The following is a 10,602-nucleotide window of genomic DNA, read 5'->3' as shown; positions in this document are numbered from 1 at the left end:
TGATCATGCGTCGGCCCTGGGGCATCATGGATGCAGTTGGCTATTTTCTGGCTGGTCTGCTGCATCCGGGTGTTATGCAGGTGAGCATAACGCAGTGATGTTTGACTGCTCCGGTGCCCGAGCTGGGATTGCACATCAAACAGGGTGCCACCGTTGGAGACAATCAGTGCCGCGACCGAATGACGGCAGGTGTGCAGGCACACCCCCTCCTTATCTATACCGGCCCGCACCAGCATTCGCTGAAACCCCTTGGTGGGATTTTGCAATGGCTGCCCTTGCCGCTTGCCTGGAAACAGATAGGGATTTCCCTCTGTCACCGGTAAGTAGTTCAACAGCTCCACTGCCATATGGTTCAGGTGCAACACACGGCTATGGCCGTTCTTGGTGTGTGGAATGTATAGGGTCTTGTCCTCCTTGTTGTAGTGCTGCCATTTGGCCCTTGCCAGCTCGGCCCGACGCAAACCGGTGAGCAGCAACATCTTGACGTACTGACCGGTATAGAAACTCTCATGCTGATCGGCAGCCCGGAACAGGCGACGGATTTCATCTGGGGTGAAGTAGCGTTCGCGCCGATTGTTCTCTCGCAGCAACGACACCAAGGCGGCGGGATTGTCCTTGATCAGTCCGGCACGGGCTGCCCAGGTCATGATGGCCTTGAGCAATGCCAAAACGCGATTGCAGGTGGCCGGGGTGAGGCGTTTGAGCAACATCTGTTGCATGTTCTGGATGCGGGTAACGGTGATCTCTTCCGGGATCAGGTTGCCGAAGATTGGCCGTAGGTGATTACGGAAGCGATGTTCATCCGTCTTCCAACTGCGATTTCGTGATTGCAGATAGGGCAGATAGTCTTCCTGAAACAAATTGCTCAGGGTCTTCTGATTACGCTTGTCCTCCTTGGCTTGTTGCGGGTCAACGCCTTCGGCGATCTTGCGTTTGTAGTCGAGCGCGAGCTTACGAGCCACGCTGACATCCAACGTTGGATAGTGCCCGAGGGCAATGGCCCGCTTGCGGCCATGTATTTGATAACGCAGCAGGAACTTGCGACGCCCCTCCCCTTTGCCAACCAGACAGCGCAGACCGGTCACTTCGATATCGGAATACTCAGCTTCGGTACTGCGAGCGTCATCGGGGTTAGGGGGCAGATCGGCAATCCGTCGATTGGTGAATTTAAATCGGGTAGGTGTTTCGTTCATGGTTCGCTCCTCAACATGTGAGCTGGTTAGACACGGCATAGGCCCCCTTCACAGTGGAAAGGAGGTCCAATCCCCGTCTCTGGCTTGGCGGTTGAAGTGGCCGTTGCTCATCGCGCCTTGGCCTGACTGGCCCGGCACGATGACAACGCGGGAAAGGTAAGTGAGCAGATGGCCGCCCCGGTCGCTACCCGGTCCGATCCCGTAAAAATGCTACCGAGCCCCGTGCCCGCCCCGCACAAACGGGGGGAAACGGGGCGCGTTATTCCCTTTGAGTGATTAGGCTTTTCCATCTCAACCCCGTGAACCCGCGAAATTTGCGGAAAAATGGGTGAGTTAATGAATTGGTCGGGTTGCCCCGCATATTCACGGCGAGCCCCGTACCCGCCCCGCACGAACGAGAGGAAACGGGGCGCGTTTTTCCCTTGGAGAGATTGGGTTAATCGACGCCAACCCCGTGAACCCGCGAAATTTGCGCATTAATAGGGAGGGATCATTCAGTGGCTACCGTGATCGCATAGACACCCAGCGACAAGTAGGTGAGGAAATTGCCCTCCCATAATTCATAAAACTCACCCAGCTCAGACAACGGCACCACATGCGCATAGGCAACCAGCCCTTCCTGGCTTGAGAAGTCAAAATCGACCTCCTTGGCCAATTCGGCATAGTCACCCATGCCGATATAGGAGAAGTCCGTCATATAGACCAAGGACCATAGATTTCCTTGCCGTTGCAGGCGGATTTCCACCGGATGAAAGCCGCCGGTTTCCGGGCCATAACCCGGATCACGAAAGTTCATCGTGACGGCGCGGGCTTGCGGCCATGTGGGATGGTGTTTGTTCAGCAGGTCAGTCAGGCATACAGCGAACCGGAGTGAAACCGGCAGGAGGAGCCCCTGCCAGTTCAGTGCTATGTCACGGTTACTCATTGCTGGGTCTCCTCACTGGCCGCCGGGTCTGCGGTTTCAACTTCACCCCCTGTCTCATCCATCTTGTCTGACAAACCGGCCTGGTCGTTGGCTGTTTCCAAAAACTGGGGCTCATTGCCTTTCTCGATGGTTATCTCATCGGTCGTGTCATCTTGGCCCTTCTGCCCCTTGGCTTTTCCCTTACGAGCCTGTTTATCCATATTGGCCGGTTCATCCAGCTGAGTAGACCAGTCGCTGAGGGATAGGCCGACCCGGTGGAACGGCGAGTTGGGCTCGGCGGCGACCAGCAACTTTTCAGCCCGCAGGATGGCGGCGAGGAAACCGTGGTTATTGGCACTGCCTCGAACAAACAGCGCCCTGAGCGCCACCGATTTGAATGGTGCATCCTTGAGGATGTCCAGCAGTGCTAGGATGTCATCGAGCGATAACCAGTGCTTGCTGAACAGGCCGCCTGTGTCGTTGGCGGTAATGCGAAGGGCGTAGCGACCCTCATCGTTCTTGCCCACCTCGTAGTGCAGCAAACCACTGGCCCGTGCGCTGATCTTCGGGGCCTTGGCAGATTTAATAACAGTCCAGACCGGAGCAGCCGACGCTGCCGGTTGTGTGGCTTTAGCCATGATGAAATTCCTTCTGAAGGGATTACTTGAAGAAGTCAGCCGCTTTGCTGCGATGACCTTGATGGATATGACTGCCTAACGAAGCAATGGCGCCGCTGATGACCCCCAGGTCATCGGTGAGACCGACGCCGGGGATAAAGTCCGGTACGGCATCGACCGGACAGAGCAAATAGGCGAGTGCGCTGACCACGATGGTCTTGACCCACACAGGCGTCTGCTCGTCGGCCATCAACAGGTAGAGCAAGACGGCCTGCTCAACCAGCAGCTTCATGCCCTTGATATGCTTGAGCTTGGCGAGTAGTGAGGAGCGGTTGATCTCGGTCATGCGGCCCACTCCCCATCCCACTCTGACTCTAGAGCCAGACTGACCACGCCATCGCAGATATCCAGGACCGGACCGGCGTCTTTGGCGGTGACGTTGAGCAACTTGAACACCGGATGGTCTTTATCATGCAGCGCCACTTGTGTGCCCTCCAGAGCAATCCAGCGCTCCGGTAACGGCAACCAGTAGACGGCTTGCTCGGCACTGTCCGTGGTGAAGCTGCTGTCCCCCATGTCCCACACCTCTTCAAAGATGCCGTTGTCCAGGTCATGGGTGGCCTGACCGGAGAAGCGAGCAATCGACAGCACCAACTGCCCTATCTGAGTCGAGGGCAGTTGGTGCAAGGTGTAGGTATTGGTGTGACTGAAGATGGCAACCAGTACCGGCAGACCGGGCATTGGCAACGATTCCGGTACATAACGACCGTGGATGCGGATAGCTTTGACCAGTTGATGATGGCGCAGTAGTGCCTGCGACAGGGTATCCAGATAATCCTGAGTCGCGTTTTTGCCTTCGCCAATGGCATCGAATAATGAAAGTTCAGACATGGATATCTCTCCTTTGAATTTTAATAGCCGAAATGGCTATTGGATATCAAAGGATTTATATATGTTTAAATTGATAGATGATTCGGCAGTTGGTATATTTTTAATATGTCAATCGCATATATTTCACATGGAGTTATTCTCGTGCGCGCGAGAATACATGGGTGAGAATTAATAATTGAGAAAGCCTATTTACATTCTTGAACTGGAGTCGTAGATTATAACTGACGATGACAACATGAGCACTGCGTTGATAGGTGAATGAAGATATTGTTGATCAGGTATGGGGAACCACTACTCGTATCTTGAAAGGAGATAAACATGATTAATTTATTAAACCTGATTGTCAATAAAACAAACGTTTATCATGTCAATGAGCTCGTAAGTCGTGATCATCGTGAAAAGTTCGATTTGAATTCATTTGAGGAGAGGATTAATCGTGCATTGAGATCTATATTTGGTGCTGAGTTGGATGATGTCCGTATTGGAGACCGATTCTACGCATACAAACTCAAACAGCGGCTGGCAACTCGCACGGAGAAGGTGCAGTTAGGGCGATTGATTGTGCGCACAATCCCGGAGCTAATCCCTGCCATCATGAGTTATCCGAAGCGACATCCTGAAGAGTTAAGAACCTGTCGGAAATTATTCCAATGTGTGAGAGCGAAGAAACGACTAGCTAAAGTTTCTCTACAGAGACCTTAGGAAAGTGCGAACAAGTATCCCACGAACAAAAAATGAAAATTTTAGTCATTTAATATCAATGGGTTACCAGTAAATGCTCTCGTGCCATATGACTTATTCGCACCTTCCCTTAAAGAAATAACCCCTAGAGTTCAACGCTAGGGGTTAAAAAACCACTATAGTCAATAGTGGATGCGGGATGAATTATCTTTGTGAGCGAGCAAGGTTTTTTGATAAATTATTATTTCTAAGTTTCGATGCGAGAGTTATAGTTATATTGGTTGATACGTTTTATCTTCGAGAGTTTAAGTATGAGGATTGGGAGCTTTAGGAAAAAAGTCAACGCTTCACAAGAGTATTTTTCTCTAGCCAGATCGGATGAGATCGCAGCAGAGAAATTATCTCAGGTTGAATGTTATAGGCAGGCATGTTATTTCATTATCCAGGCTATGGAGAAGTATATAAGGGCCAAGATATTTGGAATTGTTAACCCCAAGCTGGGTTTCTTTAGAGAGGAGAATAGAACTCATTCATTGGATTCTGCGGTTGAATTTCTTGTCAAAGTCATCAGCTCGGACCCTGTCATTCAGCAGCAAGTATTAAAGCAATTGTCAGATTATGTATTAGGGGATACTAAATACAACCACCTTCATAACAACCTTCGATATCCTATTTACTTCTCCCATCTAGATTCATATTCGATGCTTGATGTTGGTAGAGATGATTATAACAGGTTATTTGAGCGACTATCATCGTTGAAAAGTTTCTTGAATGATATCAATAAACTGTCATAGGTGGCGAGCTTGGAATTATTTGGCATCTAATAGCTAACTCATTTTTAGGCTATTAATATCTGAGCAACCACTATCTCAAACTTACTTGATCCCTTTCGAGGTTTGATATTTTTGTCTAGCCGTTGTATTCAAAGCACGAGAAAACTCTACTTATGCCCCCCAGTTTTTCTGGGGGGATTACTTCAATCTGCATCAGCTACATCAATAGCACTTTCCAATCTTCTTGCTGCAAGCCATTCAAGCCGTTTAGGCTGAGTGTGTAGAACTCTTCCTCTAACAATTTCAATTGTGTGAGCAAGAATTTTGTCTTGTAAAGAATTTAGAGGTATTTTTACAAAGCATACATTATGCATATGTATCCTCTATTGCTTTGGAAAATTCGGCAAGCGTTATGTTTTTTGATGCTAGTACATCGACGCCAAAACACTCAGTACCGCCCTTCGCATTCTTAAGAATATGCCCCCTGTACTCAAGGTGTTCACCAAACACCCTTATAAATTCATGTTCAATCTTCAAAGCCATCTTAACAGTGGTAGTAATTTGTTGTGAGTCAGCAATTAGTGCATGATCTTTTTCAAGCAGCCTATATCTAACATCAATGGTTTTGGTTGTAATTCCAATTTTCCAAAAAAAATGCCCCTTATATGAAATCTTCAAGTAATATACAATGCAGGAATCATCTGGTGATCTATTGGCAAGAAGATTACTCACTACTCCACAAGATGGGCAACCTCTTCCATCAAGATGTCTATTAGGAGTTTGCTCGAAAGGCCCATGCTCACGACAAATTATAGTTATATAATCTCTAGTATTAATGTATTTGACGGCAGAGTAGTCGTATAAATTGCCGTGAGTGCTTTTCGCCTTTGCTAAAAAATCATCCTGTGTGAATTTTAAGCACCCAGGGCAACCTTCAGAAAGCAACACCTGAGAAGCCAGTTTTTTAAATTCTCCATGAGTGGGACAAACGATAGTCACTTCATTAAAGGCGCCAGTATAATTGACAAATGAGTAATCGTAAATATCTCCAAATTTATCTTTCAATCGCTGAATATATTGCTCATTTGTAATATCAGGACGTCCTGAACATGTTTTACAACCACCATTTCCATACAAATGGTTGTTTGGAATTATTGAAAAATCACCATGCATAGGGCAGGTTATTGTGACGTGTGTGTAAGCATTTATATAGTTTACTTTATCGTATTGAAATCTTGATTTGAATTTTTCTTTGGATTTTTTTATAAAAATTTCAGTTGTTATATCTGGTCGCCCGCCGCAGGCTTTACAGCCCTGCTTTTGTTTGCCAGCGTGAGCGCTAGCTCTCATTTCAAATTCACCATGCTCAGGGCAAATAATAATTATCTTGTTATTTGCCCCAGTGTATACAGTCTTATCATAGATGTATTTATTGCCGTGTGTTAGCTTGCATTTAGAAATAAATTCAGCTGTTGTAATCCCGCTACCTTTTGGTGGCATATAATCCCTGTGAAATGTGGTATGTTTAGTTACGTGGCATCGATGAATGCTAATGGTGATTCCTTGATCGTAGTCATCAGTGCTGAAATAAAGTGTTCCAAATTACGCGCTCTTAATATCATAATGAAATTATGATTTTCATTCCTAGGGTTTATGTCAATGAATTTTAAATAATTATTGTTTTTAATCTTTATAGCCTCTATATTTCCATGGGCAATGGAGTTTCTAAGGTGTCTAAATATACAACGAGCAATGGATAAATCACCCTTCAAAACAATTACTATGTTTTGAGGGGGAAGTTGAGAAGTTAAATGTGCCAATATAGTTTCGTGTGCACCAGTAGAATTATCGACAGACCTAATGGCCAAACTTGCAGCTCTTTTAAATTTTAAAAATTCCTTACTGCGAATGTCAAATATTCCCTTAGGCTCTAGGTATTTTATATGTTTTTCCCAAGGAATTAAAACGCTCACATAAGCTTTGCAATAATTTTATTATTTGGCGTAGGCATAACTCGATACTAATATACGGGATGAATTACTAGCAATGATATTACATTAGAACTAATGTGAAAACCGTGATCGTACAATCATAAACGTACCTAGGTGATGCCTCCGATCGGTTGAAATAGTATGGCGAGTTCTTTTGAGCCCCTCTAGTTCATTGCATCCATCACCGTTTGCTATCCTCGTTGCAACTCTTACCACGTATATCGCCATGGTAAGACCCCTACCGGTCATGTTCGCTATCGCTGCCCAGCCTGTCCACACGTGTTTCAGCTCACCTACCCCCATGAAGCCCGCAAGCCTGGCCGCCCAGAGCGTGAGATGAGCACAGGCGCAAGATCACAACTCAGCCTTGGTGTAATGTGATTTCTTGGCCATCTGGATGGACGAATTCACTATTAAGTTGTTACATTACAACATCCATCAGATCATTAGTTATCAACTCACTTTCGCCATTCAAAACCATTTTTTTAGAGCACTACGAACATCTTTTATCATCAGGTTAACTTCATCACCCTTATTTTCGTCTTTATATTGAACCCCAGCGCCTTCTCCAAATGATTTTCCTAAAAAGTTGCCCATGGCCCCTCCGACTGCGGCACCAAGCACTGTACCTGGCCCTGGTACTACAGAACCAATTACAGCCCCCAATTTTGCCCCAGCTAATGCTCCGCCTACCCCACCTACAGTTTTGCCAATTCTAGCCTCTGTAGTATCAAGTTTTCCGACTACGCCACCTGATGACCAGTTATACTTTACCAAAGAGTCAAATTGTTCTAAGAATATTTCAAAAGACTCTTCATCATGATTATTGCATAACAAGCCTTGCTCATCGATATAACCATTCGTGTATGCATGTGCACAATAAATAGCATTGTTGATAGCTTCATCGCTAATACCACGATTTAGCATCTCATCGATGGCAGCCAATACGATCGGAAGGCCGTCACGTTGTATAATCGGCCTAGTCCTCAAGTACTCGTTAGAATCCTCAATCTGTTTTACCGCAACTCTTGCCATCAGCCTCAATGGGTTATTCACCATATTAAAGCCGTAGCTAGCATGTTTAACTGCGTTTGTTATTTCATTACCATCAATAATTTTTTGAAAAATAATAGCGGCAGCATCGAAAGAACAGACTGGAAAGAGAGATTCAAATTCAGAAAAAACCCCTCTGTCATCGTCAATAAAATGTGATATTAACTGAATGCAATCAAGTGGGGCTCGAGCAACATTCATCGTATCAGCTTCATCGATAAAGGAACGGCTGCGTTCTGTTAATAGTGTATATGTCGATGCATGAATACGTTGTAGAACATCCATAGAATATATTCCCTATATGATGATATCGGACAAGCCTTGGCTAAATTCAATTTCCCCGGACATATAAGCCTTTGCAAGTTCGTGCGCTAGCCCACTTTCACCAATAATGCTTTTAACCAATCCATGATCATCAAACATATTGACACCTAGTGAAGTGTCGTATGAATGTATAGCGTGACCATCGCTCCCCAAAAAATGGCTATTACCTAGTTGATCTTGATAACTGGTACCGGTCATATGTCCTTGTCCATCAAAATGGGAAGAGGTTCCGTCCTGATGTTCCATTGTTCGCTCAACCGGGGATGCTTCAAAAGGCGCATAAGTAACACTGCCCATACCATATGCATTCGGACCAGTTAAGCCAATTAATTGGCCATTACTGTAAAAACTCTGCGTACCAAAACGAGTTGCCATCTTGATAAATGCCATATCATTGGCTCCTTATGCCTACTCTATATCTATGTAAACAGAATGGATTAACGCTAACAAGATTCGGTACATAACTCAATGAGGACCATGTGTTCCACTGCATCTTCCATGATGGTCCGGGAAGCATCCCTTCACGCAGGGCCACATCCAGTATGTAGTGTTGGTTCATGCACAAAACCTTAAGAAAGTATGAATCGCCACTTCATCACCAGCGACAGCAGGCTTGCCCAAACCAGCCCCTCTGCGATAGCGGGGATTTGGCTCACGAGAAAACCGGCATAACGAAAGGATCCACAGGGAGGGAACGTACTGTTCGTAGGTGGTGGAGCTCATTGCAGGGGATGGGGGGCGTACTTTGCTATCTGTTGTCAGATGAAGCAGCGGATCCGAGGTCCGGGGATTATTAATCCCGAGCTCGGTGAGCAACCTTGCCAGAGATTGACCAGAGACGCATAACAAAAAGGCCTCGCATTGAAAGCGAAGCCTTGTAGGGTGTGCTGTCCAGACCTGTGACATGGAAACTGTCATGGGGATTTTCAATCCCCTGCTCTACCGACTGAGCTATCTGGGCAACGGCGCGCATTAAACCCTTTCTGGACTGGGGTGTCAACCTTGCAGCCCCAGTTTCTGGCATGTTTTTGCATAGGGTGAACCAAGTGGCGAGATACTGTGCAAGGAGCCCCTGACTCAACGCCGGGGGGTCAGTCCAGTTTCTACGAAACTCAAGGCTATTCATCCTTAAATTGGATAACTTGTCACTCAGTCGTAGCCCTTCTGAGGGCTCGCGGGGAGCTATGTCAGCAGATCTTGATAAATATGGGTTAATAAACCGTCGGGGCGAAATTCATGTTTGATCCATTGAGCTACTTGGCCAGTTGCTGAGTGTTGGATGGCCAGCAACATGCGCGAATCCTGGCGTGGGTTATTGATCCGGCGGATCACCAGCAGATTTTCTTTCATCGCCTCACGAACCATGTAATCCGGTAAAAAACCGATGCCCTCGCCAAGAATGTGGCACTGGTACTTGGTACTGAAATCAGGGACCAGAATTGACTCCTGGCCATGTAGCAGCCAGCCCACCTTCTTATTCATGTTGTGCGCCGTATCCTCTACCATGATGTTCGGATACAGCCTTAGATGACTCTCAGGGATGGGTTCAGGTATAAAGGCCAGCGGATGATCCGGCGTGATAGCAAATTCCCAGCGAATAGCGCCAATCTCCATGTAGTCAATACCGCCACCGTCCAGTAACGTACCCGGGGCGCCGATGGCGATGTTGACCTGATTATTGATTATGGCGTCCCAGACGCCGTTATAGACTTCGGTTGTCACTGCGAACTGACAGGTGGGAAACTTTTTTTTCAACACCTGCAACAACCGTGCTGTGTGCTGTGGGGTGTACAGCAACTGATTTATACAGATGCGCACTCGTGTTTCGATACCTTGGGCGATGGCATCGATGCTGCGCTTGATTGCGTGAATGTCGTTGAGTAGATCGGTCGCTTTGCGGAAAAAATAACGTCCTGATTCAGTGAGCTCAATGCTGCGAGTATTGCGGGTAAAAAGTACTGCATCGAGTCCAGTTTCCATTCGCTTGATTGCATAACTTATGGCTGATGTGGTCAAGCCAAGCTCCTCTGCAGCCTTGGGAAGGTGCGAATAAGCGGGGAAATTCTTCTCGGCTGACTCAGTCATTTCATTTCTTCATGTTTGAGCCGATTTTTTCTCCCGTAAATGCCTTGAATCAGCCTATTTAGACCGTTTCTTCGCCATTTAAGGCGTTAT

General features: G+C 46.7%; 13 protein-coding genes and 1 pseudogene. 3 read left to right on the top strand and 11 right to left on the bottom strand.

The window, feature by feature from the left end; translation table 11 throughout:
- The 5 genes from BN1127_RS09780 to BN1127_RS09760 all read right to left on the bottom strand — a co-directional run.
- Nucleotides 1-1,193 (bottom strand): tyrosine-type recombinase/integrase (locus BN1127_RS09780; RefSeq protein WP_042649297.1); only part of this gene is annotated, 1,193 nt, incomplete at its 3' end.
- A 490-nt stretch (nt 1,194-1,683) separates the two neighbouring features.
- Nucleotides 1,684-2,118, bottom strand: a complete 435-nt coding sequence (locus BN1127_RS09775; RefSeq protein WP_048824751.1) for a DUF2787 family protein — start codon at nt 2,116-2,118, stop codon at nt 1,684-1,686.
- Nucleotides 2,115-2,735, bottom strand: coding sequence for a hypothetical protein (locus BN1127_RS22410; RefSeq protein ID WP_048824749.1), 621 nt, complete (start codon nt 2,733-2,735; stop codon nt 2,115-2,117). Before BN1127_RS22410 ends, BN1127_RS09775 begins: the two co-directional genes overlap by 4 nt.
- 22 nt (nt 2,736-2,757) lie before the next feature.
- Nucleotides 2,758-3,060, bottom strand: a complete 303-nt coding sequence (locus BN1127_RS09765) for a YkvA family protein (protein ID WP_029304363.1) — start codon at nt 3,058-3,060, stop codon at nt 2,758-2,760.
- Entirely contained in the window at nt 3,057-3,605 is a 549-nt protein-coding gene (locus BN1127_RS09760) for a hypothetical protein (protein WP_042649296.1), read from the bottom strand. Before BN1127_RS09760 ends, BN1127_RS09765 begins: the two co-directional genes overlap by 4 nt.
- 318 nt (nt 3,606-3,923) lie before the next feature.
- Here BN1127_RS09760 and BN1127_RS22405 point away from each other — a divergent pair, with 318 nt between their 5' ends.
- Together BN1127_RS22405 and BN1127_RS23150 are read left to right on the top strand one after the other, a co-directional pair.
- Nucleotides 3,924-4,307 carry a hypothetical protein gene (locus BN1127_RS22405; RefSeq protein WP_197069631.1) on the top strand — a complete coding sequence of 128 codons (384 nt, stop codon included), beginning with the start codon at nt 3,924-3,926 and terminating at the stop codon, nt 4,305-4,307.
- A 290-nt stretch (nt 4,308-4,597) separates the two neighbouring features.
- Nucleotides 4,598-5,080, top strand: coding sequence for a HEPN domain-containing protein (locus BN1127_RS23150; RefSeq protein ID WP_042649295.1), 483 nt, complete (start codon nt 4,598-4,600; stop codon nt 5,078-5,080).
- A gap of 182 nt (nt 5,081-5,262) precedes the next feature.
- Here the strand turns inward: BN1127_RS23150 and BN1127_RS22100 are convergent, their stop codons facing one another.
- From BN1127_RS22100 to BN1127_RS22095, 3 genes are read right to left on the bottom strand one after another with little or no spacing between them, the layout of a single operon-like run.
- A complete protein-coding gene (locus BN1127_RS22100; protein WP_156139766.1) occupies nt 5,263-5,433 on the bottom strand; it encodes a hypothetical protein in 171 nt (56 codons plus the stop codon).
- On the bottom strand, nt 5,426-6,559 hold the full coding sequence (locus tag BN1127_RS21400; RefSeq protein WP_082030036.1) for a DUF723 domain-containing protein: 1,134 nt from the start codon (nt 6,557-6,559) through the stop codon (nt 5,426-5,428). Before BN1127_RS21400 ends, BN1127_RS22100 begins: the two co-directional genes overlap by 8 nt.
- Nucleotides 6,560-6,588: 29 nt before the next feature.
- Nucleotides 6,589-7,032, bottom strand: a complete 444-nt coding sequence (locus BN1127_RS22095) for a HEPN family nuclease (protein ID WP_156139765.1) — start codon at nt 7,030-7,032, stop codon at nt 6,589-6,591.
- Nucleotides 7,033-7,186: 154 nt separating this feature from the next.
- Here BN1127_RS22095 and BN1127_RS21395 point away from each other — a divergent pair.
- Nucleotides 7,187-7,383: pseudogene (locus tag BN1127_RS21395) on the top strand (IS1/IS1595 family N-terminal zinc-binding domain-containing protein); the annotation flags it as partial.
- 138 nt (nt 7,384-7,521) lie between these two features.
- Here the strand turns inward: BN1127_RS21395 and BN1127_RS21390 are convergent.
- From BN1127_RS21390 to BN1127_RS09745, 3 genes are all read right to left on the bottom strand, one after another.
- Nucleotides 7,522-8,388, bottom strand: coding sequence for a glycine zipper domain-containing protein (locus BN1127_RS21390; protein ID WP_156139764.1), 867 nt, complete (start codon nt 8,386-8,388; stop codon nt 7,522-7,524).
- Between the two features lie 12 nt (nt 8,389-8,400).
- The gene (locus tag BN1127_RS22090) at nt 8,401-8,817 is read right to left on the bottom strand and encodes a hypothetical protein (RefSeq protein WP_156139763.1); all 417 of its coding nucleotides are present in this window, start codon (nt 8,815-8,817) and stop codon (nt 8,401-8,403) included.
- Nucleotides 8,818-9,609: 792 nt separating this feature from the next.
- Nucleotides 9,610-10,512: a LysR substrate-binding domain-containing protein gene (locus BN1127_RS09745; RefSeq protein WP_042649294.1), complete on the bottom strand. Its 903-nt coding sequence runs from the start codon at nt 10,510-10,512 to the stop codon at nt 9,610-9,612.
- Between the last annotated feature and the right edge of the window lie 90 nt (nt 10,513-10,602).

Origin of the sequence: Aeromonas media, from assembly GCF_000819985.1 — a bacterium.
Lineage (GTDB): Bacteria > Pseudomonadota > Gammaproteobacteria > Enterobacterales > Aeromonadaceae > Aeromonas > Aeromonas media.
Note: the sequence above shows the minus strand (reverse complement) of the source record. Positions and strands in the feature narration are given on the sequence as shown.

Bases quoted from the DNA above. Each gene is read 5' to 3' on its own strand.
- BN1127_RS09745 (WP_042649294.1), bottom strand. From the start codon at position 10,512: ATGACTGAGTCAGCCGAGAAGAATTTCCCCGCTTATTCGCACCTTCCC.
- BN1127_RS22100 (WP_156139766.1), bottom strand. From the start codon at position 5,433: ATGCATAATGTATGCTTTGTAAAAATACCTCTAAATTCTTTACAAGAC.
- BN1127_RS09760 (WP_042649296.1), bottom strand. From the start codon at position 3,605: ATGTCTGAACTTTCATTATTCGATGCCATTGGCGAAGGCAAAAACGCG.
- BN1127_RS21400 (WP_082030036.1), bottom strand. From the start codon at position 6,559: ATGCCACCAAAAGGTAGCGGGATTACAACAGCTGAATTTATTTCTAAA.
- BN1127_RS22405 (WP_197069631.1), top strand. From the start codon at position 3,924: ATGATTAATTTATTAAACCTGATTGTCAATAAAACAAACGTTTATCAT.
- BN1127_RS09775 (WP_048824751.1), bottom strand. From the start codon at position 2,118: ATGAGTAACCGTGACATAGCACTGAACTGGCAGGGGCTCCTCCTGCCG.
- BN1127_RS22410 (WP_048824749.1), bottom strand. From the start codon at position 2,735: ATGGCTAAAGCCACACAACCGGCAGCGTCGGCTGCTCCGGTCTGGACT.
- BN1127_RS22090 (WP_156139763.1), bottom strand. From the start codon at position 8,817: ATGGCATTTATCAAGATGGCAACTCGTTTTGGTACGCAGAGTTTTTAC.
- BN1127_RS21390 (WP_156139764.1), bottom strand. From the start codon at position 8,388: ATGGATGTTCTACAACGTATTCATGCATCGACATATACACTATTAACA.
- BN1127_RS23150 (WP_042649295.1), top strand. From the start codon at position 4,598: ATGAGGATTGGGAGCTTTAGGAAAAAAGTCAACGCTTCACAAGAGTAT.
- BN1127_RS09765 (WP_029304363.1), bottom strand. From the start codon at position 3,060: ATGACCGAGATCAACCGCTCCTCACTACTCGCCAAGCTCAAGCATATC.